Source organism: Providencia sp. PROV175 (genome assembly GCF_032707045.1).
Classification (GTDB): Bacteria; Pseudomonadota; Gammaproteobacteria; order Enterobacterales; family Enterobacteriaceae; genus Providencia; species Providencia hangzhouensis.
In genome coordinates, this window is record NZ_CP120533.1 from 47317 (window position 1) to 74315 (window position 26999).

Annotated in this window: 21 protein-coding genes, 2 tRNA genes and 2 rRNA genes; 11 read left to right on the forward strand and 14 right to left on the reverse strand. The window is 42.7% G+C overall.

Translation table 11 applies throughout. The annotated features are described in order from the left end of the window. Nucleotides 1–15: 15 nt before the first annotated feature. The 10 genes from atpA to asnC form a co-directional block, all read right to left on the reverse strand. Entirely contained in the window at nt 16–1557 is a 1542-nt protein-coding gene (gene atpA, locus P3L44_RS00180) for a F0F1 ATP synthase subunit alpha (protein ID WP_004906297.1), read from the reverse strand. A 14-nt stretch (nt 1558–1571) separates the two neighbouring features. Next, complete coding sequence (gene atpH, locus P3L44_RS00185) at nt 1572–2105, reverse strand: F0F1 ATP synthase subunit delta (protein ID WP_004906300.1); 534 nt, start codon at nt 2103–2105, stop codon at nt 1572–1574. A 12-nt stretch (nt 2106–2117) separates the two neighbouring features. Continuing rightward, entirely contained in the window at nt 2118–2588 is a 471-nt protein-coding gene (gene atpF / locus P3L44_RS00190; RefSeq protein ID WP_004906301.1) for a F0F1 ATP synthase subunit B, read from the reverse strand. A 58-nt stretch (nt 2589–2646) separates the two neighbouring features. After that, nucleotides 2647–2886 carry a F0F1 ATP synthase subunit C gene (atpE, locus tag P3L44_RS00195; protein WP_004093904.1) on the reverse strand — a complete coding sequence of 80 codons (240 nt, stop codon included), beginning with the start codon at nt 2884–2886 and terminating at the stop codon, nt 2647–2649. Nucleotides 2887–2934: 48 nt separating this feature from the next. Next, a complete protein-coding gene (gene atpB / locus P3L44_RS00200) occupies nt 2935–3753 on the reverse strand; it encodes a F0F1 ATP synthase subunit A (protein WP_004906316.1) in 819 nt (272 codons plus the stop codon). Nucleotides 3754–3786: 33 nt separating this feature from the next. After that, nucleotides 3787–4164 (reverse strand): F0F1 ATP synthase subunit I, encoded by a 378-nt coding sequence (gene atpI, locus P3L44_RS00205; protein ID WP_004906317.1) that lies wholly within the window; start codon nt 4162–4164, stop codon nt 3787–3789. A gap of 601 nt (nt 4165–4765) precedes the next feature. Continuing rightward, a complete protein-coding gene (gene rsmG, locus P3L44_RS00210) occupies nt 4766–5386 on the reverse strand; it encodes a 16S rRNA (guanine(527)-N(7))-methyltransferase RsmG (RefSeq protein ID WP_140172698.1) in 621 nt (206 codons plus the stop codon). A 1-nt stretch (nt 5387) separates the two neighbouring features. Further along, nucleotides 5388–7277 (reverse strand): tRNA uridine-5-carboxymethylaminomethyl(34) synthesis enzyme MnmG, encoded by a 1890-nt coding sequence (gene mnmG / locus P3L44_RS00215; protein ID WP_140172699.1) that lies wholly within the window; start codon nt 7275–7277, stop codon nt 5388–5390. 377 nt (nt 7278–7654) lie between these two features. Beyond that, nucleotides 7655–8095, reverse strand: a complete 441-nt coding sequence (gene mioC / locus P3L44_RS00220) for an FMN-binding protein MioC (RefSeq protein ID WP_004906324.1) — start codon at nt 8093–8095, stop codon at nt 7655–7657. Nucleotides 8096–8186: 91 nt separating this feature from the next. Further along, nucleotides 8187–8648, reverse strand: a complete 462-nt coding sequence (gene asnC / locus P3L44_RS00225; protein WP_125893840.1) for a transcriptional regulator AsnC — start codon at nt 8646–8648, stop codon at nt 8187–8189. A 161-nt stretch (nt 8649–8809) separates the two neighbouring features. On the opposite strand from asnC, the gene asnA reads away from it, so the two are divergent. Further along, on the forward strand, nt 8810–9802 hold the full coding sequence (gene asnA / locus P3L44_RS00230) for an aspartate--ammonia ligase (RefSeq protein WP_004906329.1): 993 nt from the start codon (nt 8810–8812) through the stop codon (nt 9800–9802). On the opposite strand, the gene viaA is transcribed toward asnA, so the two are convergent. Then, a complete protein-coding gene (gene viaA / locus P3L44_RS00235) occupies nt 9803–11260 on the reverse strand; it encodes an ATPase RavA stimulator ViaA (protein WP_272662511.1) in 1458 nt (485 codons plus the stop codon). It abuts the gene before it with no gap. Nucleotides 11261–11262: 2 nt separating this feature from the next. After that, on the reverse strand, nt 11263–12780 hold the full coding sequence (gene ravA / locus P3L44_RS00240; protein ID WP_096863683.1) for an ATPase RavA: 1518 nt from the start codon (nt 12778–12780) through the stop codon (nt 11263–11265). Between the two features lie 280 nt (nt 12781–13060). Between ravA and rbsD the strand changes: the two genes are divergently transcribed. The 6 genes from rbsD (at nt 13061) to rbsR (ending at nt 18885) form a co-directional block, all read left to right on the forward strand. Beyond that, nucleotides 13061–13480 (forward strand): D-ribose pyranase, encoded by a 420-nt coding sequence (gene rbsD / locus P3L44_RS00245; RefSeq protein ID WP_004906336.1) that lies wholly within the window; start codon nt 13061–13063, stop codon nt 13478–13480. 7 nt (nt 13481–13487) lie between these two features. Beyond that, complete coding sequence (gene rbsA / locus P3L44_RS00250; RefSeq protein WP_096863684.1) at nt 13488–15002, forward strand: ribose ABC transporter ATP-binding protein RbsA; 1515 nt, start codon at nt 13488–13490, stop codon at nt 15000–15002. After that, complete coding sequence (gene rbsC, locus P3L44_RS00255; RefSeq protein WP_004906340.1) at nt 14999–15961, forward strand: ribose ABC transporter permease; 963 nt, start codon at nt 14999–15001, stop codon at nt 15959–15961. Before rbsA ends, rbsC begins: the two co-directional genes overlap by 4 nt. Nucleotides 15962–15979: 18 nt before the next feature. Then, the gene (gene rbsB / locus P3L44_RS00260; RefSeq protein ID WP_004906343.1) at nt 15980–16870 is read left to right on the forward strand and encodes a ribose ABC transporter substrate-binding protein RbsB; all 891 of its coding nucleotides are present in this window, start codon (nt 15980–15982) and stop codon (nt 16868–16870) included. 80 nt (nt 16871–16950) lie between these two features. Further along, nucleotides 16951–17880, forward strand: a complete 930-nt coding sequence (gene rbsK, locus P3L44_RS00265) for a ribokinase (protein ID WP_004906346.1) — start codon at nt 16951–16953, stop codon at nt 17878–17880. Between the two features lie 3 nt (nt 17881–17883). Further along, nucleotides 17884–18885, forward strand: coding sequence for a ribose operon transcriptional repressor RbsR (gene rbsR / locus P3L44_RS00270; protein WP_164564183.1), 1002 nt, complete (start codon nt 17884–17886; stop codon nt 18883–18885). Here the strand turns inward: rbsR and mdtD are convergent. Together mdtD and P3L44_RS00280 are read right to left on the reverse strand one after the other, a co-directional pair. Next, nucleotides 18882–20285, reverse strand: a complete 1404-nt coding sequence (gene mdtD, locus P3L44_RS00275) for a multidrug transporter subunit MdtD (protein ID WP_272662513.1) — start codon at nt 20283–20285, stop codon at nt 18882–18884. The two genes, rbsR and mdtD, sit on opposite strands and share 4 nt — an antisense overlap. Nucleotides 20286–20332: 47 nt before the next feature. Beyond that, nucleotides 20333–21031: a FadR/GntR family transcriptional regulator gene (locus tag P3L44_RS00280; protein WP_004906351.1), complete on the reverse strand. Its 699-nt coding sequence runs from the start codon at nt 21029–21031 to the stop codon at nt 20333–20335. Nucleotides 21032–21578: 547 nt separating this feature from the next. On the opposite strand from P3L44_RS00280, the gene P3L44_RS00285 reads away from it, so the two are divergent. From P3L44_RS00285 to P3L44_RS00300, 4 genes are all read left to right on the forward strand, one after another. Beyond that, a 16S ribosomal RNA gene (locus tag P3L44_RS00285) occupies nt 21579–23119 on the forward strand. A gap of 65 nt (nt 23120–23184) precedes the next feature. Continuing rightward, nucleotides 23185–23261 (forward strand) — tRNA-Ile (locus tag P3L44_RS00290). 138 nt (nt 23262–23399) lie between these two features. After that, nucleotides 23400–23475: transfer RNA gene (locus P3L44_RS00295), tRNA-Ala, on the forward strand. A gap of 325 nt (nt 23476–23800) precedes the next feature. After that, nucleotides 23801–26996: ribosomal RNA gene (locus P3L44_RS00300) — 23S ribosomal RNA — on the forward strand. The 16S and 23S rRNA genes sit together here with 2 tRNA genes alongside, the layout of an rRNA operon. Nucleotides 26997–26999 lie beyond the last annotated feature (3 nt).

The window sequence follows — 26999 nt, forward strand, 5'->3', positions numbered from 1 at the left end:
CTGGGCCGAATAGTATTACCAGGACTGAGTTGCTTTAAATGATTCGAGCAGTTTTTTCAACTTGCCTTCGATATCATCGTTATAGCTACCAGCCGGGCCAATTTCGTTCATAAGGTCAGCATGCTCGCGCTGTGCAAAAGAAACTAAAGCAGCTTCAAACGCACCAATTTTCGCTAACTCAACATCATCCAAGAACCCACGTTCTGCCGCGAACAGAGACAGTGCCTGCTCTGCTACTGACATAGGTGCGTACTGTTTCTGTTTCAGCAGTTCAGTTACTTTCTGACCATGACTTAACTGTTTACGAGTCGCGTCATCGAGGTCGGAAGCAAACTGAGCAAACGCTGCCAGTTCACGATACTGAGCAAGTGCGGTACGGATACCACCAGACAGTTTCTTGATAATTTTAGTCTGAGCAGCACCACCAACACGAGATACTGAAATACCTGGGTTAACCGCTGGACGAATACCAGAGTTAAACAGGTTAGATTCCAGGAAGATCTGACCATCTGTAATCGAAATTACGTTTGTTGGTACGAATGCAGAAACGTCACCAGCTTGGGTTTCAATGATAGGCAGAGCTGTCAATGAACCTGTTTTGCCTTTAACTTCACCTTTAGTAAAGTTTTCTACGTATTCAGCGTTAACGCGAGCAGCACGCTCAAGTAAACGTGAGTGCAGATAGAAAACGTCACCTGGGTAAGCTTCACGTCCTGGTGGACGACGCAGCAACAGTGAGATTTGACGGTACGCAACAGCCTGTTTAGACAGGTCATCGTATACAATAAGTGCATCTTCACCGCGGTCACGGAAATATTCACCCATCGCGCAACCAGCATATGGTGCTAAGTATTGCAGAGCAGCTGATTCAGATGCTGTAGCAACAACAACGATAGTATTTTGCAGTGCGCCGTGCTCTTCCAGTTTACGAACTACGTTAGAAACGGTAGACGCTTTCTGGCCGATAGCTACGTACACACATTTGATGCCTGAGTCGCGTTGGTTGATGATTGCATCGATTGCCAAAGCAGTTTTACCTGTTTGACGGTCACCGATAACAAGCTCACGCTGACCACGACCGATTGGAATCATGGCATCGACTGATTTATAACCAGTTTGAACTGGTTGATCAACAGATTGACGGTCGATAACACCTGGAGCAATAACTTCTACAGGAGAGAAGCCATCGTTATCAACAGGACCTTTACCATCAATTGGTTGACCCAGTGTATTCACAACACGTCCTAGCAGGCCACGGCCTACTGGAACTTCAAGAATACGACCAGTACATTTAACTTTCATGCCTTCTGCCAAGTCGGCATAAGGACCCATGACGACCGCACCAACAGAGTCACGCTCTAAGTTCAGTGCGATAGCGTAACGGTTGCCAGGCAGCGCGATCATTTCACCCTGCATGACTTCGGCTAAACCGTGAATACGAATAATACCGTCATTAACGGATACAATCGTACCTTCATTGTGAGCTTCACTCACAACATCGAACTGAGCAATACGCTGTTTGATCAGTTCGCTGATTTCGGTGGAATTCAGTTGCATATGCTCCAGTCCCCTTAAGACTGCAAGACGTCAGTTAAACGCTCTAAGCGACCGCGGATACTCCCGTCAATAACGAGGTCTCCAGCACGAATGATCACTCCAGCAATAACAGACTTATCAATTTTGCAATTCAGCTTAACTTTGCGTGACAGACGTTTTTCCATCGCTGCAGAAATTTTAGCTGACTGCTGTTCACTCAGTTCGTTGGCAGAAATTACATCAACTTCAATAGTTGATTCCAGAGAATCACGCAATTGGATAAATTGCGTTAACACTTCTGGTAGCGTCGTTAAACGCCCGTTATCCGCCATAACACGAATCAGATTCTGAACATGCTCGTCAATTTCATCTCCACAAACAGAGATAAACGTTTTAGCTAATGTTTCTGGTGCAATAGAACCAGAAAGCAGCTCTCCAACCTGTTCATTGCGCGTCACCTCAGCGGTGAAGGCTAGCATTTCCTGCCATTTAGCAACAGCTTGGTTTTCCACAGCAAAGTCAAAAGCTGCTTTGGCGTAGGGGCGAGCTACAGTAGCAATTTCAGACATGCCCCTCCCTCCTTACAGTTCAGCGACTAGTTTATCAACGATGTCGCTGTTAGCAGCTTCATCCACGGAACGTTCGATGATCTTCTCGGCACCTGCGATAGCAAGCATCGCAACCTGTTTACGTAACTCTTCACGTGCACGTTTGCGCTCAGCATCAATTTCAGCTTGCGCTTGCGCGACGATTTTTGCACGTTCTGCTTCCGCTTCTGCTTTTGCTTCATCAATCATTTGAACGCGCTGTTTATTCGCTTGTTCAATGATGACTTGTGCTTCAGCTTTCGCTTTTTTCAGTCGGTCGGTTGCGTCGGTTTGCGCCAGTTCCAGGTTCTTTTTAGCACGTTCTGCGGAAGATAAACCGTCAGCAATTTCTTTTTGACGTTTTTCAATGGCCGCCATAATCGGTGGCCATACATACTTCATACAGAACCAAACAAACAGGACAAACGCGATAGCCTGGCCGAGGATTGTTGCATTTAGATTCACAGACAATACCTCATATTCATTAGTGAATTAATGTTCTTACAGTGTTCCGTAACGTTAATTAGGCAACAGCGAACATTACATACAAGCCCAGACCAACAGCAATCATCGGAATAGCATCGACCAGACCCATTACGATAAAGAACTGTGTACGCAGCAGAGGAATTAAATCTGGCTGACGAGCAGCACCTTCTAAAAATTTACCACCTAGGATGCCGATACCGATCGCAGCACCGATCGCCGCTAAGCCCATCATCACAGCGGCAGCCATGTACAGCAGATCCATACTCAGGTTTTCCATGACAGTCTCCAGTTTGTTTCAGTTAATACAATTATTGATAAAATTAAATTAGTGTTCTTCAGATGCCATCGACAGATAAACAACCGTCAGAACCATAAAAATAAAGGCTTGTAGCGTAATAATCAGTATGTGGAAGATAGCCCAAGGTAGGCTTAACAACCACTGTGACCACCACGGAAGCAGAGCCGCGATAAGAATAAAGATCAATTCACCTGCATACATGTTACCAAACAGTCGCAGACCGAGTGATACAGGTTTTGACAGCAGGCTTACCCCTTCAAGAATCAAGTTGACTGGAATGAAGACAGGATGGTTAAAAGGCTGCATTGTGAGCTCTTTTGTAAATCCGCCAATTCCTTTCATTTTGATGCTGTAGAAGAGGATTAGGATAAACACACCAATAGCCATCGATAATGTGACACTAACATCTGCGGTTGGTACTGCACGTAATGCAGGTAACCCGAGATAATGCTCAGCAATATACGGAAGGAAATCAATTGGGAGTAAATCCATTAGGTTCATTAAGAATACCCAGACGAACACCGTTAATGCTAAAGGAGCAATAACTTTGCTCTTGCCGTGATACATATCACGGACTGAGTTATCAACGAAACCAATGATCAGTTCTATTGCAGTCTGTAACTTACCGGGTACGCCACTAGTCGCATTGGCTGCAACTCTTCTAAATAGCCACAGGAACAGAGCCCCGAGAACTACCGAGAAAAAAAGCGAGTCAATGTTCAACGTCCAAAATGTTGGACTAGCGTGGGGATCGACCAACTTAAAGGTACTCAGGTCCAACTGAAGGTTTTTCAGATGGTGGCCTATGTAATCCTCTGTAGTCATCACTTCTCCTGATGCAGACATGATGCCTCTTACCCTTTTGTAGTTTAAAAATACTTACCGTTTAAAAACGGCTGGTGCAACAATCTGAACAATTAGCACCGCTAAATAGGTCAAACCCAGTGGTGTTAATGACGCTTTGAACACACCGAAAGCAACAACTAAGACAGCGATAGTTGTAACAACCTTTAGCCCTGCTCCTAATGCTAAGAACCAGGCAATGCGGACAGGTTCATCCTCTCCTTTTGCTTTCTGAAATTGTGCTAGCAGCATAAATACGATATTTGGTAACCAGCATGCTAACCCACCAGCAAGAGCAGAGGCCCCCCATTCTATACTATTTGCACAGAAAGCCCCACTGAGGATCACTAAAGTTATAAACTGAACAGACAACTGCTTTGCAGCGTGTTTGTTGTCATAAAGGGATACAGACATAACTTTTTGTTTACTCCCAGCTCTTCTCAGCCTCAGAAACGCTAAGTGTTGTATAAAACTGCCTTTGCGTAAATGTGTCAAGAGACAAAAACGTGCAAATTATACGGGCAGGCGAAATGAATTCAATCAGTAAGTAGCGAAAAGGTGAATAAATATTTAATTTTTTCGAGTTGGCGCAGAATTGTCGCTGTAATAATTAATAAATAGTTAATGAATTGCTGCACATATTCACATTAATGTGATAAATATCACATTTGACTTTATCCTCTTTATTTATTCTTTCAACTTTACTGACAACAAAAAATAGATTTAATCTGTAAATCAAACAATTAAATAATTAGTTTTTTAAGTTAAATTTAAACGTGATAAATCAAATATTTCACTGTTAACTATTTACCTAGCTAAATCGATTAAGTAAAAATTGCCAATTAGCCAGCATTTTTTCTATCAACACTTTATTTTTGAAACTTATTCGTTATTTCCATGTAAATAACACGTGAAATATAAGTATTTATTCTTTAGCTAAAAATAAAAATAGCCGGTGCTTTTTAACACACCGACTATCGCTCTAAAAGACAAAATATTTTGACAGAAAGCAACTTTATTTTATAGAAACTTTAACTAAATGGCGCTGCTCATCAAGTTCAGGTACTTCAAGCTCTGTAATAGATTCAATCACAAAACCTTCTGGTAGCACCATTTCATCATCACGAATGACACCTTTAAGTGCATAAAAGCGCCCTTCAGATGAAGGTAAATGATGGCACCAACTCAACATATCATTCAGCGAAGCAAATGCGCGGCTAATCACACCATCAAAACCATCTTCAACTGGATATTCTTCAACACGTGATTGAACAGGCTCAATATTAGTTAGCCCTAACTCATGTTGAACCTGTTTTAGAAAGCGTATGCGCTTCCCTAAGCTGTCCAGTAAAACAAAATGGGAATCAGGTCGAACAATTGCTAAAGGAACACCAGGCAAACCAGGACCGGTTCCTACATCAATAAATTTTGTTCCGTTGAGTTGATCGTTCACCACTATGCTATCCATGATATGGCGGATTAACATCTGCTGTGGGTCACGTACCGATGTCAGGTTATAGGCTTTATTCCATTTCGCTAATAACCCAACATAATCAACTAACTGCTGTTTTTGCTTTTCCGTTAAGTCGATATCGGTTTTTACTAGCAATTGATTAAGTTTCGATAATAAATCCACGTTAAGCGCTCCGGCGTAGCATGCCTTGTTTTTTCAGCCAAACAAGTAAAATAGAGATTGCAGCAGGCGTGATCCCTGAAATTCGTGATGCTTGACCAATAGATGTTGGTTTATGATCGTTTAGTTTCGCCATCACTTCGTTAGACAACCCTTTGACTTGTTTGTAATCAAGGTCAACAGGCAACAAGGTATTTTCATTACGCAGTTGTCTTTCAATTTCTTCTTTTTGACGAGCAATATACCCTTCGTATTTAACTTGGATTTCCACTTGATCCGCAGCTTGAGGATCATCAATACCCGGTGCAAAAAGGTTGAGTGAAGTTAACATTTTATAAGTCATTTCTGGGCGACGGAGTAAATCTTCCCCATTTGCTTCTTTAGATAATGGAACGATTAAAATTCCATCTATTTCTGTGTGGTTATCCGATTTAGGATGAACCCAGATATCTTTTAAGCGCTGACGCTCTTTTTCAATCAATTCGACTTTGTTATTAAAATGCGCCCAGCGAACATCATCAACTAAACCTAACTCTCGGCCTTTTTCTGTCAGACGTAAATCTGCATTGTCTTCACGAAGCATCAAACGGTATTCAGCACGTGAGGTAAACATACGGTAAGGTTCTTTTGTCCCTAAAGTACAAAGGTCGTCAACGAGAACACCAATATAAGCTTGGTCACGACGAGGGAACCAACCTTCTAAACCAAAGGCATGTTGTGCAGCATTAAGGCCGGCTAGTAGTCCTTGGGCCCCTGCTTCTTCATAACCTGTTGTACCGTTAATTTGGCCAGCAAAAAATAAGCCATCAATAAATTTACTTTCAAGCGTTTGTTTTAGATCTCTAGGGTCAAAGAAATCATATTCAATAGCATAACCAGGACGAATGATCCTTGCATTTTCCATTCCTTTCATGGAATGAACAATTTGCATTTGAACATCAAATGGTAAGCTGGTGGATATCCCGTTAGGGTAAATTTCATTGCTTGTTAAGCCTTCTGGCTCTAAGAAGATCTGATGTGAGTCTTTATCGGCAAAACGCATAACTTTATCTTCGATCGAAGGGCAATAACGTGGGCCGATCCCTTCAATAACCCCTGCATACATAGGGCTACGATCCAAGTTATTTCTGATCACTTCATGGGTTTTTTCATTGGTATAGGTGATATGACAAGGCATCTGCTGTGGATGTTGATCTTGTGAACCTAAAAATGAAAATACCGGCATTGGGTCGTCACCTAGCTGTTGAGCTAACTGACTGAAATCAATAGTTCTTGCATCAATACGTGGTGGCGTTCCTGTTTTTAAACGATTAACACGTAAAGGCAATTCTCTCAAACGTTGAGAAAGTGAAATTGAAGGGGGATCACCTGCACGACCACCACTGTAATTTTCTAAACCTATATGAATTTTGCCATCAAGGAAAGTACCAACGGTTAAGACTACCGCTTTGGCTTTAAATTTTAAGCCCATGCGAGTAATAGCCCCTGTAACTCGATTGTTTTCAACAATTAAGTCTTCTACAGGTTGTTGGAAAATCATCAAATTAGGCTGATTTTCTAAAGCCATTCTGACAGCTTGGCGATAAAGAACACGGTCAGCTTGTGCTCGGGTTGCACGAACTGCAGGCCCTTTGCTGGCATTTAATGTTCTAAATTGAATACCTGCTTTGTCTGTTGCTGTGGCCATTAGACCACCAAGGGCATCAATTTCTCTAACCAGATGCCCCTTACCGATCCCACCGATGGCTGGGTTGCAAGACATCTGGCCCAATGTATCAATATTGTGAGTCAGTAATAGGGTTTGACGCCCCATACGTGCAGCTGCCATTGCTGCTTCAGTACCGGCATGACCACCACCAATTACGATGACGTCAAATTGCTCTGGATAAAACATGTGTGGACCTTAAACGTTAGAAAATGCGGATTGTGCATTTGAGGAGAGAATTCTACTCAAGTTTGAGGAAGAGACCAAGCTTTAGGTTTCTCCCCTATATAATATAAAGATCTTTTTATTTAAAGATCTCTTTATTAGATCTTTTATTAGGATCACTCGTTTCTGTGGATAAGTGGATTTTCACTTTAAAGATCATAAAAGTGTAAAGGGTCATATACTGTGAATGATCCGTGATCCATTTGCGTATAAGCTGGGATCAAAAAGGGTACTTATACACAGGGCATGGGGAGCCTAAAACTTATACTCTGGATAACTACGGGTTAATACCGGGATCTTCCCTGAGTTATCCACAGTTGATTGCTGTTATTTTAATCAAATTAGAGTCCGTTTGCCCAAATTTTAACCCATTCCCCTGCGGGATCTTCGGGTATTTCGTGTTGTTGGACATCAATTTCCAAACATTCACCGATCCTTTTAGCCCCTTGCTTGGTTAACAAGTCATCTATTTTATGGATCGCACCACAAAAAGTGTCATATTCAGAGCTACCGATCCCTACCGAGCCAAATTGAACTTGGCTTAGATCAGGAGCACTTTCTTCTATTGAATCAAAAAGAGGTTGAATATTTTCAGGGAGATCACCTGCACCATGTGTTGAGCTCACCACCAGCCATATGCCTTCAAGTGTTAAGTCATCAAGCTCCGGGCCATGTTGAATTTCGGTTTCATGACCGAGTTCTTCTAAAATCTCAGCCATGTGCTCGGCAACATACTCCGCACTGCCCATTGTACTGCCACTTATTAAGGTTACTTTTGTCATGGTGATTCTCTTTCACAATAATAGGGCGCTATTGTACGCTGTGAATGAGCTGGGATCTACCTGTGGATAATGTGGTTATATCATTTTTTTTCTACGGATTGATTGTTCGTAAGATCGGGTTTTGTAAGGAGATCAGTGTTTCTGTGGATTGTATCTCATCAATGGTCTGAATTTTGTTGATAAGTACGTCTTGTAAAGAATCGATAGAACGGCACATTACTTTAATAAAAATGCTGTATTGCCCTGTTGTATAGTACACCTCGACAACTTCTTCTAAGGCATCTAATTTTTTTAGTGCGGTTGGGTAATCTTTTGCACTTTTTAAAATAATGCCAATAAAGCAGCAAACATCGAACCCTAATTGTTTTGGGTTTATATCAATACGTGTGCCTTTAATAATTCCTGCTTGTTTCATTTTTTCGACACGGACATGAATTGTCCCGGGACTAACAGCGAATTTTTTGGCTAATTCAGCATACGGTGTACGTGCATTTCCCATTAATTCGTGAAGTATGTCACGATCGAGATTATCGATTTGATAATTTTCCGGCATTATTTCACCTCTATTTTAACGATTATTCATTTTTATACCTATTTTTTTATTCAAAATAAACAGTAAAGGCTTTTTTTAATGATGGATATTGAATTTATACCTCATTTTGTTGCTTAATCTATACATCAGCTAATACAGCTAACAAATTATGGGAATAAATTATGGACAAGTCATTTATCGAACATCAGCAACAAATTAGTTTTGTGAAATCATATTTCTCACGTTTACTTGAAAAAGAATTAGGGTTAATTGAAGTTCAAGGGCCAATCCTAAGCCGCTTAGGTGATGGTACTCAAGACAACTTATCTGGCAGCGAAAAAGCCGTTCAAGTGAAAGTGAAATCAATTCCAGGTGCAACCTTTGAAGTGGTTCATTCTTTGGCTAAATGGAAACGTAAAACCTTAGGGCGTTTCGGTTTTAGTAAAGGCCAAGGTTTATACACTCATATGAAAGCGTTGCGTCCGGACGAAGATCGCTTAACCCCAATCCACTCCGTTTATGTTGATCAGTGGGATTGGGAAAAAGTGATGGCAGATGAGGAACGTACACTTCCTTATCTGAAGCAGACAGTGGGTAAAATCTATAAGGCAATAAAAGAAACAGAAGCTGCCGTAAGTAAAGAATTTGGGTTGGCACCGTTCCTGCCTGACCAAATCCACTTTATTCACAGTGAAGAGTTGTTACAGCGCTACCCTGATTTAGATGCGAAAGGGCGTGAACGCGCAATCGCAAAAGAATTAGGTGCAGTATTCTTAATTGGTATCGGTGGTAAGCTATCTAGCGGTGAATCACATGATGTTCGTGCGCCAGACTACGATGACTGGACAACAAAAAATGAAGACGGTTTTTGTGGTTTGAACGGCGACATCATTGTGTGGAACCCTGTTTTACAGGACGCATTTGAGCTTTCTTCAATGGGAATTCGCGTAAGTCCTGAGTGTTTAACTCGTCAATTAAGTTTAACTGGCGATGAAAAACGTATGGAATTAGAGTGGCACCAAGCGTTAGTGAAAGGTGAAATGCCACAAACTATCGGTGGTGGTATTGGCCAGTCTCGCTTAGTTATGCTACTTCTTCAACGCCAACACATTGGCCAAGTGCAATGTGGTGTATGGGGTGCTGAAATGCAAGAATCCGTTGAAGGTATGCTGTAATTAGCGGCTAAAGCGGCGTAACAGCCTGCTTTTTAACCCAGTATCAAAACGCCAAATATGGTCAAAGATCTTCATGATACTGGGTTTCCCATAATTTGATACAGATACCGCATGGAAGCGGTATTTACCTTTCTTCTGCATAATCTTTATTTTCTGAATTAACTCATCCGGTAAACGCTGAGCAACAAAATCAGAAATCACCACGGCATCTGCATCAATCCACTGTTTTGATTCCAATTTTATTGCGGTTTCTTGCAAACAAGCCGCAAGGTCAGTCCCACCTTTAAATGTTTGATGTAAAAAACGAATACATTGCTCTAAGCCATCAATAGAAAGTAAATCGTAATGCACAATTTCTGTGGAAAATAACATCACATGGCATGAGCGGTTATCCGCCAGCGCAATTTTCATTAGCGCGAGGCAAAATGCTTTGGCGCAGCGTTCATTTAAACCGCCCATCGAACCCGATGTATCAATACATACAACAAATGGTCCTCTTGGCTGTTCTTCATTATGGTGGTGGGTAATAGAGCGCAGAACTTTTCTTTCTTGCCAGCTATCTCCTTGTAACCGATAAGTTAGAAGCTGTTTTTCGAGTAATTTTCGATAGAACTCAAATTCAATATCTTCAAGGCCTAACATAGCGAGTTCTGCAGGTAATAACCGTAAAATATCATCACTCTGATTTAAGCCATTAACTTGCTCAGGAACCGTTTCTGGCACTTTTTCCATGATAGTCATTGGTTCAAGAAAAACACTATCATCAGGAATGGATTGAGCGGATTGGCTACGGCCTAATAATTGGGCTATTTTTTCTAATTCAGGCTGCTGACGTAAAAATTCACTGTATCGGCTTAATAATTGGTCATTATAAGCGGAAGTCATGTTCACACCTTTGGTTAAATCCCACAGCCGGCCAGCAGCACGATCATTTTCGCCAAGAATATCTTCTAAATTACCACTTAGAGCCAGTCGGCGTTGTAATTCTGCCAATAATTGTTCTTTTTCCTGTTCTAGTAGCTCTTTATGTAGTGTTGTAACTTGTAAAATTAAGCTAATACGCCATCTTTGAACAAACAGTGATTGCCTTGCACTGCGGTTTTCTATTTTCCCACTCTGTAGCTGATATGCCTCACGGTAAAAAGGGGAATCCAGTTGGTGAAGTTTTGCGATGACATTAGGTAATCGGATAAAAAAGGCATCTGTCGAAATCCCAAGGGACTGACGATAAAGTTCAAATTCTTCTGAAAGTTGTGCGGGAACAAGCGCATCTTGCATACGCTGTTTGAGATCCTTTTTCCAACCCGATAAATCTTTGAGTAAAGCTTTTTTTAATCGAGGATGTTTTTCAAAAAATACCGCCAATTGAGGAGTTGCTAGCAAAGATATAATTATCTCTTCAATTAATTGGCCTTCATTAACCGAAAGCAGCATTTCTAATGTGGCTAAACTCATCATCGCTATTCGGCCACTTTACCCGTGATTTGGTTACGTAATTGGTTTAGCTTTTCAGTGAGCTTTATAAAACTTTGTTCAATATCCGCAAGCCAGTGTGGTTCAATAAATAAGTTGGGCTGCTGTTTTTCAAACTGATAGCGTGCGGCTTGAATCTCACCTTGAATTTTATCTAGCTTGTCTAGCCACTCTTGGTTATTTGTATTTGGCGCAAGTGACGAGGTTTTATCTTGAATATATAAAGTAGATGATTGATGACTTACATCTAATAACTGTATCTGGTTTAAATTATTTACCTCAGCAGCAATGTCTTGCGCAAAACCAATCCCATTTAGATGAGCGGACAGTGTCGTTCCTTTATTTAAGAAGGTTATTAGTGACTTTTTATCAGTTGTTACAAAGGTAACTTTCATATTATGCAGTTGAAGTGGACGATGTAAAAACAGGGTAATTCGACCGTCACTGATATTTTCGGGCAATACGTAAGACGCTTTACGAGCAAACATCGCATTGTTTTTATTGACTTTAAATGCATCTTGGTTGTTTTGGTCTTGGGTCGATGACATCCATTGCTGATAAATTTGCTCTATTTCGCGAGTTAACTTTCTCTGTTGCCAGCCATCTTCTTGTAATAATGACTGCAATAGTTGCGGTAAAGTATTCATCGATTGCATGTCATGCCACAGACAATCCTTTAATAACACAAGATCTAGAGGAGATACGCTGTTGCGACCATTAAAGAAAGCACTTGCTTGTAATAGGTAAACTGCTTTTTTCCAGCGCCTATCGGAAACATAAAGTTGTTTATCTGTAGCATCTAACTGCTGGCGTAATTGGTAAATAAGTTCAAAACAGTGATCGGGTAGCGTAATTTTAGGAATTTCTTGTTGCCACTGTTGGTACTCTTCATCACTGATTTTTAAATGCTCTGGCATTTGAGATTCATTCAGCGATGATTTTCCTGTTAACAGTGCGCGAAAATTTTGTTTCTCTTGCACTTTATCCAGCCAAATACGTACTAGCATTCTGTCAAATAGCGCCTCGAGGCTATTATCTGCATCGGGTAATTCATTTGATGCAGTTACTAATAATCGCATAGGGATGGATTTTTCTTCATCACCATTACGGAACTTGCGCTCATTAACCGCCGTTAATAAGGTATTTAAAATGGCTGGGCCCGCTTTCCATATTTCATCAAGAAATACGACTTCAGCGTCTGGTAAATAACCTTTGGTTAAACGTTCATATCGTCCTTCATCTTTTAGCGCCTGTATTGAAAGAGGACCAAAGATTTCTTCCGGTGTTGAAAATCGCGTCATTAAGTATTCAAAAGCGTTTGCGTGACGAAAAGCATATTTCATTCTTCGTGCAATTAAGCTTTTGGCAATACCTGGAGGGCCTAATAGAAATACGCTTTCACCGCTTAATGTGGCTAATAAGCACAAACGAATAGCTTGCTGGCGTTCATATAAACCGCTTTCAAGGTAATTGCTTAATTGGGCTATTCGTTCAGCAAGCTGCATATTCATTCCTTTTATTATAGAAGCGTTGATATTAAAACTATCAATTTCTTTTATTACATACTGCGACCTATTTTTCCATTTTTCTTTGATATGCCCCAAGAAATCAGAAAAAACGATTCAGCTATAAGTGATTCAATAAGTTATTTTTTTTAAACTTTCTCAACACGAACGAAACGTTTCGATATTGATCACAAATATTAATCATCAATATTGAGTTGTGACTTATCTTTACTATTATTACATGAGCGAAACGTTTCGCTTACTGGAATGGCGGTGAAAAATGAAAAAGGGTGTTTTACTTAATGCCAACGTTACCTCTGTAATCGCAAGATTAGGTCATACAGACCAAATAACGCTTGCTGATGCAGGTTTACCCATTTATCAAGGAACGGAACGTATTGATTTAGCCATTACGCAAGGCTTACCAGATTTCATGTCAGTTTTAAGTGTCATCACCCAAGAGATGCAAGTTGAAAAAGTCATTCTAGCAGAGGAAATCAGCACCATTAACCCACAAATGGAAGCTGCTATTTTGGCTCACTTACAACAGTTAGAAGTCACTCAAAACAATACGATTGAAATTATTTATTGCAGTCATGAACGTTTTAAACAACTGACTCATGACAGTAAAGCGGTGATCCGAACAGGGGAATGTTCACCGTTCGCTAACGTTATTCTTTGTTCTGGTGTGACTTTCTGAGGTGACTATGCAACCTTTATTAGAACTTATCGGGATTGATAAATCATTTCCAGGGGTAAAAGCCCTCAGTGGTGCGACATTGAATGTCTATCCAGGGAAAGTCATGGCGCTGGTGGGGGAAAATGGGGCTGGCAAATCAACCATGATGAAAGTGCTGACAGGTATTTATAAAAAAGATGCCGGGCAAATCCGCTATTTAGGCAAAGAGGTGGCGTTCAATGGGCCCAAAAGTTCCCAAGAGGCGGGTATTGGGATTATCCACCAAGAACTCAACCTGATCCCTGAATTAACCATCGCTGAAAATATTTTTCTAGGCCGAGAGTATGTTAATGCATTTGGCAAAATTAACTGGAAAAAAATGTTCAGTGAGTCTGACAAACTGCTTAAACGGCTTAACCTTGATTATGATAGCCATCAAACTATTGCAGAGCTTTCTATTGGCGAACAACAAATGGTGGAAATCGCCAAAGTCCTTAGCTTCCAATCACAAGTGATTATCATGGATGAACCCACTGATGCGCTAACGGACACGGAAACAGAATCCTTATTTAGAGTTATCGAAGACTTAAAAGCTCAAGGCTGTGGCATTGTTTATATTTCTCATCGTTTAAAAGAAATTTTTGAAATTTGCGACGATGTAACGGTGTTTCGCGATGGCCAGTTTATTGGTGAGAAACCCGTGAGTGAATTAGAAGAAGAAAAACTCATTGAAATGATGGTTGGTCGTAAACTTGAAGACCAATATCCAAGGGTTGAGGTAGAAACTGGAAAAATTAGGCTGCAGCTTGAAGATGTATCTGGACCAGGTGTAACAAATGCCAATTTCACCCTGAAGAGTGGGGAAATTTTAGGTGTATCTGGTTTGATGGGCGCGGGGCGTACAGAGTTGATGAAAATCATCTACGGCGCGGCGACAAAAAAATCAGGCACGATAAAACTGGAAGGCAAACCCGTAACACTGAAAACACCACAAGATGGCTTAAACAGTGGCATTGTTTATATTTCAGAAGACCGTAAACGTGATGGATTAGTATTAGGCATGTCAGTGAAAGAAAATATGTCATTGACGGCATTACGTTATTTCAGTCGTGCGGGGGGAAGCCTCAAGCATGGTGAAGAGCAGCAAACCGTTAGCGATTTCATACGATTATTCAATATTAAAACCCCGTCTATGGACCAAATAATTGGTAATCTTTCTGGTGGAAACCAGCAAAAAGTGGCCATTGCGCGCGGTTTGATGACAAGACCAAAAGTACTGATCCTCGATGAGCCAACTCGTGGTGTAGACGTTGGTGCTAAAAAAGAAATCTATCAACTAATTAACCAGTTTAAAAAAGAAGGGCTGAGTATCATTTTAGTTTCTTCAGAAATGCCTGAAGTAATAGGAATGAGTGACCGCATTTTGGTGATGCACGAAGGTCATATCAGCGGCGAATTTTCAGCCAAAGACGCGACTCAGGAAGCCTTAATGGCTGCCGCAGTGGGTAAAAATTATGGCTCAGTTCAGGAGTTATCAGTATGAGTTCAACTACCGCATCATCAAAACGCTGGTTCAGCAAAGCATGGCTGATGGAGCAAAAATCATTAATCGCACTATTAGTTTTGATTGCAATCGTATCAACATTAAGCCCGAATTTTTTTACGGTTAATAACCTATTCAATATATTACAACAAACCTCCGTCAACGCCATTATGGCGGTTGGGATGACATTAGTTATCTTAACGTCAGGAATCGACCTTTCTGTTGGGTCCTTATTGGCCTTAACGGGAGCGGTTGCGGCCTCAATGGTTGGAGCGGAAGTTAACGCATTAGTGGCTGTTGCGGGAGCACTAGCACTTGGTGCTGCTATCGGTGCATGTACAGGAGTGATTGTTGCAAAAGGAAAAGTCCAAGCTTTCATTGCGACTTTAGTCATGATGCTACTACTGCGTGGTGTGACACGAGTTTACACAGACGGCAGCCCTATCAATACAGGATTTAGTGATAACGCAGACTTATTTGGTTGGTTTGGTATTGGCCGCCCATTTGGTATTCCTACCCCAGTCTGGTTAATGATCATCGTTTTTGCTGCGGCATGGTATATGTTGCACCATACTCGCCTTGGTCGTTACATCTACGCACTTGGTGGGAATGAAGCGGCTACCCGTCTTTCTGGTATTAATGTCGACCGCATTAAAATAGTGGTTTATGCCTTATGTGGACTGCTAGCGGCATTGGCGAGTGTCATTGAAGTTGCACGTTTATCATCAGCTCAGCCAATGGCAGGTAATGGGTATGAACTTGATGCTATCGCTGCGGTTGTACTTGGTGGTACCAGCCTTGCTGGTGGTAAGGGGCGTATCGTCGGAACATTGATTGGTGCGCTTATCCTTGGTTTCTTAAACAATGGATTAAACTTATTAGGTATTTCGTCAAACTACCAGATGATTGTTAAAGCTGTCGTCATCTTACTCGCTGTACTTGTTGATAATAAAAAGTAACCCTACAGGAAAATTATTATGAAACTGAACAAACTAGCAACGTTATTATCTGCAGTTGCACTGAGTGCAACCGTTAGTGTCAATGCGATGGCGAAAGATAGCATTGCACTCGTAATTTCTACATTGAATAACCCGTTCTTTGTGACGATGAAAGATAGCGCACAAAAAGAAGCGGATAAATTGGGTTATGAGCTGATTGTTTTAGATTCCCAAGATAATCCAGCTAAAGAATTAGCCAACGTTCAAGATTTAACCGTTCGTGGTACAAAATTAATGTTAATTAACCCAACGGATTCAGATGCGGTGGGTAACTCAATATTAATGGCTAATAAAGCAAATATACCTGTCATCACTTTGGATAGAGCAGCTAACAAAGGTGAAGTTGTCAGCCATGTGGCATCAGATAACCGCATGGGCGGGAAAATGGCTGCCGACTATATTGCACAAAAAACAGGCAATGAAGCGAAAGTGATTCAATTAGAAGGTATTTCAGGTACATCAGCAGCGCGTGAGCGCGGTGAAGGTTTTAGTACTGGAGCAAAAGAGCACAAATTCAATTTACTGGCGAGCCAACCTGCTGATTTCGATAGAACAAAAGGCTTGAACGTAATGCAAAACTTGTTAACGGCACATCCCGCTGTTCAAGCGGTATTTGCTCAAAATGATGAAATGGCATTAGGGGCATTAAGAGCTTTACAAACCGCAGGCCGTACTGATGTTCTGGTTGTCGGTTTTGATGGAACAAATGATGGTATCAAAGCTGTTGAAGGTGGAAAATTAGGTGCAACTATTGCACAGCGTCCAGACCAAATTGGGATTGTTGGTGTTCAGATTGCAGATAAAGTCTTAAAAGGCGAAAAAGTGGATTCAACGGTTCCGGTTGAATTAGAATTAGTGGTAAAACAATAAGATAAAAACCGCCGCGGCATACTGCGGCGGTTTATTTTAGTTTGCAATTCATTGGGTCATCAAAAAAGGAAATAAACGTTATGGGTACAGCAAAACTGGTGGTTCTCGGTAGTATCAATGCGGATCATATATTAAATGTTAAGCATTTCCCTCAGCCGGGTGAAACCGTTAGAGGCGATCATTACCAAGTTGCATTTGGCGGGAAAGGCGCCAACCAAGCTGTTGCAGCAGGTCGCAGTGGTGCTGACATAACGTTTATTGCTTGTGTTGGTGATGACGATATTGGTGTGAGTATAAAAAAACAGTTATCTCTCGATAATATTAAAACTGAATGTATTGATGCAATTGAAGGTGAAACGACAGGTGTCGCCCTCATTTATGTGAATCAACAAGGGGAAAATACAATTGGCATCAATGCAGGTGCAAATGCGCAACTAACCAAGGCAAGGTTAGCTCATTATCAGCAAAAAATTGTGGAAGCGGATGCGGTATTGATGCAACTGGAATCTCCCATTGAAACAGTACAAATGGCCGCTGAAATAGCTAAGAAAAACAATACGAAAGTCATTTTGAACCCTGCACCTGCTCAATCATTACCTGATTCATTATTATCATTAGTTGATATCATCACACCAAATGAAACAGAAGCTGAACACTTAACAGGTATTGCGGTTAATGATAATCAAGGTGCTCAGGATGCAGCTGAAGCCTTACATCAAAAAGGTATTAGTAAAGTGATGATAACACTTGGTTCTCGAGGTGTTTGGTATAGTGAAAAAGGTGCAGAAGGTAAAATAATTTCTGCATTTCGCGTAAAAGCAGTGGATACTATTGCCGCAGGTGATACATTCAATGGGGCTTACGTTACTGCACTGCTTGAAGGTAAGGCTGACGAAGAAGCGATTATTTTTGCTCATGCGGCGGCGGCGATAGCTGTGACTCGCCCAGGAGCTCAACCGTCTGTTCCATGGCGTAAAGAAATTGACCAGTTTTTGACTCAACAGGATTAACTTGTGGCAACAATGAAAGATGTGGCACGCCTTGCGGGGGTGTCGACATCCACCGTCTCTCACGTTATTAATCAAAATCGCTATGTCAGCGAGAGCATTACCACTCGCGTTAAAAATGCGATTGAAGAGTTAAACTATGCCCCTTCTGCGTTAGCGCGTAGTTTAAAAATGAATCGTACTAATACGATTGGGATGTTACTGACAACAAGTAATAACCCATTCTACGCAGAAGTAGTGCGGGGGGTAGAGCGGAGTTGCTACGAACGCGGTTATAGTTTGATTTTGTGCAACACTGAAGGTGACCTTCAGCGGATGAATCATAGTTTAGAAACGTTGCTACAAAAGCGTGTTGATGGGCTATTGATTATGTGCACAGAAGTTCAAGGGCCATCAAAAAATGTTTTGGCTCGTTACCCTGCTGTGCCAACGGTTATGATGGACTGGTCACCATTCGAATCAGATGGCGATATCATTCAAGATAACTCTTTTCTGGGGGGGGAAATAGCCACTCGTTACCTTATTGAATCTGGCTTTACCCGTATTGCATGTATTGCAGGACCACAAGACAAATCACCAGCAAGGGCACGCCATCAAGGTTTTATTCAAGCCATGACAGATGGCGGCATTAATATTTATGATGATTATATCATTTTCAGTGATTTTGAATTTGCTGGTGGGTTTGAGTCTATGAATAAACTGCTTAGCTTACCTGTCCCTCCCGAGGCTATTTTTGCCGGTAATGATGCGATGGCGGTGGGAGCTTATCAAGCGATATACCAAAAGGGCTTGAAAGTACCTGATGATATTTCAATTATTGGTTATGATGATATCGATCTTTCACCTTATATGATCCCACCACTAACAACAATTCATCAGCCAAAAGATAAGTTAGGCCAACAGGCTGTTGACCAACTTATTTATCGTATGGATAACCCAGAAGCAAAGGCGAGCGTTTTGGTTCTTACCCCTGAGCTAATTGAGCGCCAATCGGTTAAAAAATATTAATTCTTCGCTTTTTTGGTTTTGTTTTTTATTAAATTATCACCATCTGTCTTACTTAATAATAAGAAGACAAAAGCTGAGATAAGCGTAATGACACCAACGGTAATAAAAGTGTAGTGAAAATTATCGACCGTATTGCTATTAGGTTGTCCACCATAGAAGTTTAAGATTGCAGCACTGACTGCAATACCGAAGCTTATCGATAGTTGCTGAGTCACCGCTAACATACTATTTCCCGCACTCGCATTATTGTCTGTTAAATCAGCCAAGCAAATAGTATTCATTGCGGTGAACTGCACTGACATCACCATTCCTAAAATGAATAAAGGTACGATTAACAGGTAAATCGACATACTTGGTGATTGTAAGGAAAACTGTGCGATCATTAATCCAATAATAATGGTGATAACAAATAATGTATTACGGTAGCCATACTTAGTTAGGACCCGAGTAACTCCCGATTTAGCAGTGATTGACCCTATTGCTAGTGGTGCCATCATCATTCCTGCCACAACGGCTTCGTAACCAAAACCCACCTGCAACATTAATGGCATTAAAAATGGAATACTGCCTGTTCCTAAGCGTGTCGCGATATTACCGCTGATCCCAATAGAAAATGTACGCGTTTTAAATAAATTCAATGGGATTATTGCGTGCTTAGTGCGTCTTGCATGGAAAATATAAACAAATAAGAGGAGAAAGCCGACTAAGACAATAGTGACTGGAATCGATGTTGAAAGAGATTTATCACTGAATAAGTCTAAGCTGACAGATAGCATGACTAAGCCGGAACCAAACAATAAGAACCCTAAAGTATCAAATTTACGTTTTGGCATTTTAAAGTCAGGCATATGTTTTAAGGCATAAAAAATACCTAAAACACCAATAGGAATATTAATAATAAATATCCAATGCCAAGTTGCATAGGTTACTAAGATACCACCTAATAGAGGCCCCAATATTGGCCCTACTAAACCAGGGATGGTGACGAAATTTAAGATAGGTAATAACTCACTTCGAGGGTAAGCCCTTATTAAGGCTAAGCGGGCGACTGGCATCATCATTGCCCCACCAATTCCTTGAATAACCCTAGAGGTCACTAAGAAATTTAAGGAAGGCGAAAGGGCACAAAGTAATGAACCAAGAGAAAATAAAGAAACCGCTAAAATAAATATACGTCTTGTACCAAATCTATCTGCAAACCAGCCGCTAACAGGAATCAATAGAGCAACAGTAAGCGTATAACTGACTACGGCTGATTGCATCGCAAGCGGCGAGTGATCGAGGCTTCTTGCAATATCAGGTAAAGCCGTATTCAAAATTGTGGCATCAAGCGCTTGCATGAAAAAGGCCATTGCCGCAATCCATGGAAGGCCAGACATATTTTTCGCTGTTTTGAACATCAGTTACCTATACAAATAAATGAAAGCTTTAATGGAATATTGTTTTGTTAGTCTTGCTTTTGGGTAATCGTTAGTAAGTTATAGCAAAGGTCGAGTGCTACTGTACTTTTACCATGAATAATTGCATTGGCAAGTTGTTGATGAATTTCGACCTCTATAACCTCATTATTAGTAATGACATCAAAGTAACGCAGATAAATAGAACGGAATAAATTAGCAAAAGAAATTAAGAAAGGATTGGCACAAGCTTTGTAAATAGTTAAATGGAAATGATAATCAACTTTCACCCAATGCGCTCTGTCAAATTCTTTGGCGAGTAACTGCATTTCACTTGCTAATAATTGTAATGATTGTTTTTGTTCTTTTGTCGCATGTATAGCCGCAAGATAACAAGCTTGAGGTTCTATTGCGAGTCGAACCATTTTAAAGTGTTCCATCACGACCGATTGCTCTTCACTATTGGACCACCATGTTAAGAGATCTTGGTCTAAAAAATTCCAATTTGAGGGAGGCATAACACGGGTACCTATTTTGGGGCGTGCTAATACCATTCCTTTTGCCGCTAATATTTTTATTGCTTCTCTTATTGCTGTTCGACTCGCTTGGAATTGTTCTGATAATTCTAATTCGCTGGGTAAAATGGAATCAGGTAAATAGGCGCTGGTTAAAATCAACTGGCCAAGATTTTCTGCAATAATATAAGAGCGATTTTTTTGTGAGGCTGTTTGTTGCTTACTTAATTCCATAATTCATCTCAAAGCATAATTCTTAGATGCATATATTACGTGAGTAGATGTGTGATTGTTGCTTAAATAGTCAACATATAGACCTAATTTAACTTATAAATATGTTTTTGGCTAAAAAAAACACGAACAAGATAAAAACTCAAAAAAACACTTGCGAGAATTTTTCGACTCCCTATAATGCGCATCCGTTGTCACGACAAACCGGTTAGAAGAAAACTTCATAACCCAGTGATAACAGAGGTGAGAAAGAAAAAAGTTGAAAATAAACGCTTGACTTTCTAAATAAAAAACGTAATATACGACACCTCGCGACAACGACCTAAGTTAATAAAAATTGAGTCGAATTTCAAAAAAAAGAAATGTCGCAACGCTCTTTAACAATTTATCAGACAATCTGTGTGGGCACTCACAGGACACTATCAAAAAAATATTTGATTTTAAGTCTTGAAGAGTGACTAACACGTTAATTCATATATATGAACTAATAGGTAATATGTTTTCGCAAGAAGACATACGACAGTAAACATTCTTTGAGCATCAAGCTTTTTAATTGAAGAGTTTGATCATGGCTCAGATTGAACGCTGGCGGCAGGCCTAACACATGCAAGTCGAGCGGTAACAGGGGAAGCTTGCTTCTCGCTGACGAGCGGCGGACGGGTGAGTAATGTATGGGGATCTGCCCGATAGAGGGGGATAACTACTGGAAACGGTAGCTAATACCGCATAATCTCTAAGGAGCAAAGCAGGGGAACTTCGGTCCTTGCGCTATCGGATGAACCCATATGGGATTAGCTAGTAGGTGAGGTAATGGCTCACCTAGGCGACGATCCCTAGCTGGTCTGAGAGGATGATCAGCCACACTGGGACTGAGACACGGCCCAGACTCCTACGGGAGGCAGCAGTGGGGAATATTGCACAATGGGCGCAAGCCTGATGCAGCCATGCCGCGTGTATGAAGAAGGCCCTAGGGTTGTAAAGTACTTTCAGTCGGGAGGAAGGCGTTGATGCTAATATCATCAACGATTGACGTTACCGACAGAAGAAGCACCGGCTAACTCCGTGCCAGCAGCCGCGGTAATACGGAGGGTGCAAGCGTTAATCGGAATTACTGGGCGTAAAGCGCACGCAGGCGGTTGATTAAGTTAGATGTGAAATCCCCGGGCTTAACCTGGGAATGGCATCTAAGACTGGTCAGCTAGAGTCTTGTAGAGGGGGGTAGAATTCCATGTGTAGCGGTGAAATGCGTAGAGATGTGGAGGAATACCGGTGGCGAAGGCGGCCCCCTGGACAAAGACTGACGCTCAGGTGCGAAAGCGTGGGGAGCAAACAGGATTAGATACCCTGGTAGTCCACGCTGTAAACGATGTCGATTTGAAGGTTGTTCCCTAGAGGAGTGGCTTTCGGAGCTAACGCGTTAAATCGACCGCCTGGGGAGTACGGCCGCAAGGTTAAAACTCAAATGAATTGACGGGGGCCCGCACAAGCGGTGGAGCATGTGGTTTAATTCGATGCAACGCGAAGAACCTTACCTACTCTTGACATCCAGAGAATTTAGCAGAGATGCTTTAGTGCCTTCGGGAACTCTGAGACAGGTGCTGCATGGCTGTCGTCAGCTCGTGTTGTGAAATGTTGGGTTAAGTCCCGCAACGAGCGCAACCCTTATCCTTTGTTGCCAGCGACTCGGTCGGGAACTCAAAGGAGACTGCCGGTGATAAACCGGAGGAAGGTGGGGGATGACGTCAAGTCATCATGGCCCTTACGAGTAGGGCTACACACGTGCTACAATGGCGTATACAAAGAGAAGCGACCTCGCGAGAGCAAGCGGAACTCATAAAGTACGTCGTAGTCCGGATTGGAGTCTGCAACTCGACTCCATGAAGTCGGAATCGCTAGTAATCGTAGATCAGAATGCTACGGTGAATACGTTCCCGGGCCTTGTACACACCGCCCGTCACACCATGGGAGTGGGTTGCAAAAGAAGTAGGTAGCTTAACCTTCGGGAGGGCGCTTACCACTTTGTGATTCATGACTGGGGTGAAGTCGTAACAAGGTAACCGTAGGGGAACCTGCGGTTGGATCACCTCCTTACCATTGAAGTGTTTTTGTGAAGTGCTCACACAGATTGTCTGATGAAATAGAGTAGCGGTATCGATAGGCTTGTAGCTCAGGTGGTTAGAGCGCACCCCTGATAAGGGTGAGGTCGGTGGTTCAAGTCCACTCAGGCCTACCACTTTTCTCTTATGCTGCGTTATGGCTCAGCTCGTTTACCCAAAAGTAAACTTCGCTAATCCACGCCTTGCCTAAGAAAAAAGACCTCCGAATAAGAAAATCTTATAAAGAGATTCATTGATACCGAAAATACCTTTATGGGGCTATAGCTCAGCTGGGAGAGCGCCTGCCTTGCACGCAGGAGGTCAGCGGTTCGATCCCGCTTAGCTCCACCATAATTTTTCTGATTATTCAGAATAGATTAGTAATAGTCTATTGCGAATAATTATGCTCTTTAACAATCTGGAACAAGCTGAAAATTGAAAACAACGCACATTGTTTATCGCTTAAACAATGTGAGAGTCTCTCAAAATTTCAGACCTGAAATTTTCGGTCACTTTAGCGAGTGGCATGAGCGAGCAGTCAGTCCTTCGCGGCGGCCAGCGCACAGCAAGCGCAACATACATAAGTATGTGAGCATTGCGAGCACTGCCCAACAAAGAAGGAATGCACGCACAGCCATGACAGTAAGGTGAACGTTGAAACAATTTCGGGTTGTGAGGTTAAGCGACTAAGCGTACACGGTGGATGCCTAGGCAATCAGAGGCGATGAAGGACGTGCTAATCTGCGATAAGCGTCGGTAAGGTGATATGAACCGTTACAACCGACGATTTCCGAATGGGGAAACCCAGTGCAATTCGTTGCACTATCGTTTGATGAATACATAGTCAAACGAAGCGAACCGGGGGAACTGAAACATCTCAGTACCCCGAGGAAAAGAAATCAACCGAGATTCCCCTAGTAGCGGCGAGCGAACGGGGAGCAGCCCAGAGTCTTAATCAGCATTAGCATCAGGAGAACGGTCTGGAAAGTCCGGCAGTAAAGGGTGATAGCCCCGTATCCGAAGGTGTTAGTGTTGTGAACTCGACGAGTAGGGCGGGACACGTGTTATCCTGTCTGAATATGGGGGGACCATCCTCCAAGGCTAAATACTCCTGATTGACCGATAGTGAACCAGTACCGTGAGGGAAAGGCGAAAAGAACCCCGGCGAGGGGAGTGAAATAGAACCTGAAACCGTGTACGTACAAGCAGTGGGAGCCCCATCACTCAAGTGCCTCGGCAATTGAGTGAGGGTGTAAAACCATCACAATAACAGCGCAGGATTTGCCAACAAGATTGGCTGATTTTTTCAAGCCGCAGCGCAGTGGACATCGAAGTCCATGAGCAGCGGAAGTTAAAAAATCGGGCAAGATTGGCCGCAAAGCCAAGCGGGACATTTGAGGATGGGGTGACTGCGTACCTTTTGTATAATGGGTCAGCGACTTATATTCTGTAGCAAGGTTAACCGAATAGGGGAGCCGTAGGGAAACCGAGTCTTAACTGGGCGAATGAGTTGCAGGGTATAGACCCGAAACCCGGTGATCTAGCCATGGGCAGGTTGAAGGTTGGGTAACACTAACTGGAGGACCGAACCGACTAATGTTGAAAAATTAGCGGATGACTTGTGGCTGGGGGTGAAAGGCCAATCAAACCGGGAGATAGCTGGTTCTCCCCGAAAGCTATTTAGGTAGCGCCTCGTGAACTCATCTTCGGGGGTAGAGCACTGTTTCGACTAGGGGGTCATCCCGACTTACCAACTCGATGCAAACTACGAATACCGAAGAATGTTATCACGGGAGACACACGGCGGGTGCTAACGTTCGTCGTGAAGAGGGAAACAACCCAGACCGCCAGCTAAGGTCCCAAAGTCATAGTTAAGTGGGAAACGAAGTGGGAAGGCTCAGACAGCCAGGATGTTGGCTTAGAAGCAGCCATCATTTAAAGAAAGCGTAATAGCTCACTGGTCGAGTCGGCCTGCGCGGAAGATGTAACGGGGCTAAACTATGCACCGAAGCTGCGGCAGCGAACGTATCACTTAAACTGATTAAGTGATACTCAAATGTATCAAAACGATTGACGGAGCGAAGCGACGTCAATGCGTCCAACAAAGTCGAGGCGGAAACGTCAGGCAGTCAGTTTAAGGATACGTTCGTTGGGTAGGGGAGCGTTCTGTAAGCCTGTGAAGGTGTGCTGTGAGGCATGCTGGAGGTATCAGAAGTGCGAATGCTGACATAAGTAACGATAATGCGGGTGAAAAACCCGCACGCCGGAAGACCAAGGGTTCCTGTCCAACGTTAATCGGGGCAGGGTGAGTCGACCCCTAAGGCGAGGCAGAAATGCGTAGTCGATGGGAAACGGGTTAATATTCCCGTACTGGTGATAATTGCGATGGGGGGACGGAGAAGGCTAGGCTATCCGGGCGACGGTTGTCCCGGTTTAAGGATGTAGGCAGGTGAATTAGGCAAATCCGGTTCACTACATGCTGAGGTCCGATGACGAGTCACTACGGTGATGAAGTAGCTCATGCCCCGCTTCCAGGAAAAGCCTCTAAGCTCTAGATTATCATTAATCGTACCCCAAACCGACACAGGTGGTCAGGTAGAGAATACTCAGGCGCTTGAGAGAACTCGGGTGAAGGAACTAGGCAAAATGGTGCCGTAACTTCGGGAGAAGGCACGCTGGCATTAGGTGAAGTGATTTACTCATGGAGCTGAAGCCAGTCGCAGATACCAGCTGGCTGCAACTGTTTATTAAAAACACAGCACTGTGCAAACACGAAAGTGGACGTATACGGTGTGACGCCTGCCCGGTGCTGGAAGGTTAATTGATGGGGTTATCCGTAAGGAGAAGCTCTTGATCGAAGCCCCAGTAAACGGCGGCCGTAACTATAACGGTCCTAAGGTAGCGAAATTCCTTGTCGGGTAAGTTCCGACCTGCACGAATGGCGTAATGATGGCCAGGCTGTCTCCACCCGAGACTCAGTGAAATTGAACTCGCTGTGAAGATGCAGTGTACCCGCGGCAAGACGGAAAGACCCCGTGAACCTTTACTATAGCTTGACACTGAACATTGAGCCTTGATGTGTAGGATAGGTGGGAGGCTTTGAAGTGTGGACGCCAGTCTGCATGGAGCCAACCTTGAAATACCACCCTTTAATGTTTGATGTTCTAACGTTGCCCCATTATCGGGGTGCGGACAGTGTCTGGTGGGTAGTTTGACTGGGGCGGTCTCCTCCCAAAGAGTAACGGAGGAGCACGAAGGTTGGCTAAGCATGGTCGGACATCATGCGGTTAGTGCAAAGGCATAAGCCAGCTTGACTGCGAGAGTGACGGCTCGAGCAGGTACGAAAGTAGGTCTTAGTGATCCGGTGGTTCTGAATGGAAGGGCCATCGCTCAACGGATAAAAGGTACTCCGGGGATAACAGGCTGATACCGCCCAAGAGTTCATATCGACGGCGGTGTTTGGCACCTCGATGTCGGCTCATCACATCCTGGGGCTGAAGTAGGTCCCAAGGGTACGGCTGTTCGCCGTTTAAAGTGGTACGCGAGCTGGGTTTAGAACGTCGTGAGACAGTTCGGTCCCTATCTGCCGTGGGCGTTGGAAGATTGAAAGGGGCTGCTCCTAGTACGAGAGGACCGGAGTGGACGCACCACTGGTGTTCGGGTTGTCATGCCAATGGCATTGCCCGGTAGCTAAGTGCGGAAGAGATAACCGCTGAAAGCATCTAAGCGGGAAACTTGCCTTGAGATGAGTCTTCCCTGACTCTTTAAGAGTCCTAAAGGAACGTTTAAGACTAAGACGTTGATAGGTTGGGTGTGTAAGCGTAGCGATACGTTGAGCTAACCAATACTAATGAACCGTGAGGCTTAACCTGACA

What these genes read in the sequence shown, in the direction of transcription:
- atpA (WP_004906297.1), bottom strand. Translation starts at nt 1,557, where the DNA reads ATGCAACTGAATTCCACCGAAATCAGCGAACTGATCAAACAGCGTATT.
- atpH (WP_004906300.1), bottom strand. Translation starts at nt 2,105, where the DNA reads ATGTCTGAAATTGCTACTGTAGCTCGCCCCTACGCCAAAGCAGCTTTT.
- atpE (WP_004093904.1), bottom strand. Translation starts at nt 2,886, where the DNA reads ATGGAAAACCTGAGTATGGATCTGCTGTACATGGCTGCCGCTGTGATG.
- atpB (WP_004906316.1), bottom strand. Translation starts at nt 3,753, where the DNA reads ATGTCTGCATCAGGAGAAGTGATGACTACAGAGGATTACATAGGCCAC.
- atpI (WP_004906317.1), bottom strand. Translation starts at nt 4,164, where the DNA reads ATGTCTGTATCCCTTTATGACAACAAACACGCTGCAAAGCAGTTGTCT.
- mnmG (WP_140172699.1), bottom strand. Translation starts at nt 7,277, where the DNA reads ATGTTTTATCCAGAGCAATTTGACGTCATCGTAATTGGTGGTGGTCAT.
- mioC (WP_004906324.1), bottom strand. Translation starts at nt 8,095, where the DNA reads ATGACAAAAGTAACCTTAATAAGTGGCAGTACAATGGGCAGTGCGGAG.
- asnC (WP_125893840.1), bottom strand. Translation starts at nt 8,648, where the DNA reads ATGCCGGAAAATTATCAAATCGATAATCTCGATCGTGACATACTTCAC.
- asnA (WP_004906329.1), top strand. Translation starts at nt 8,810, where the DNA reads ATGGACAAGTCATTTATCGAACATCAGCAACAAATTAGTTTTGTGAAA.
- viaA (WP_272662511.1), bottom strand. Translation starts at nt 11,260, where the DNA reads ATGATGAGTTTAGCCACATTAGAAATGCTGCTTTCGGTTAATGAAGGC.
- ravA (WP_096863683.1), bottom strand. Translation starts at nt 12,780, where the DNA reads ATGCAGCTTGCTGAACGAATAGCCCAATTAAGCAATTACCTTGAAAGC.
- rbsD (WP_004906336.1), top strand. Translation starts at nt 13,061, where the DNA reads ATGAAAAAGGGTGTTTTACTTAATGCCAACGTTACCTCTGTAATCGCA.
- rbsA (WP_096863684.1), top strand. Translation starts at nt 13,488, where the DNA reads ATGCAACCTTTATTAGAACTTATCGGGATTGATAAATCATTTCCAGGG.
- rbsC (WP_004906340.1), top strand. Translation starts at nt 14,999, where the DNA reads ATGAGTTCAACTACCGCATCATCAAAACGCTGGTTCAGCAAAGCATGG.
- rbsB (WP_004906343.1), top strand. Translation starts at nt 15,980, where the DNA reads ATGAAACTGAACAAACTAGCAACGTTATTATCTGCAGTTGCACTGAGT.
- rbsK (WP_004906346.1), top strand. Translation starts at nt 16,951, where the DNA reads ATGGGTACAGCAAAACTGGTGGTTCTCGGTAGTATCAATGCGGATCAT.
- mdtD (WP_272662513.1), bottom strand. Translation starts at nt 20,285, where the DNA reads ATGTTCAAAACAGCGAAAAATATGTCTGGCCTTCCATGGATTGCGGCA.
- P3L44_RS00280 (WP_004906351.1), bottom strand. Translation starts at nt 21,031, where the DNA reads ATGGAATTAAGTAAGCAACAAACAGCCTCACAAAAAAATCGCTCTTAT.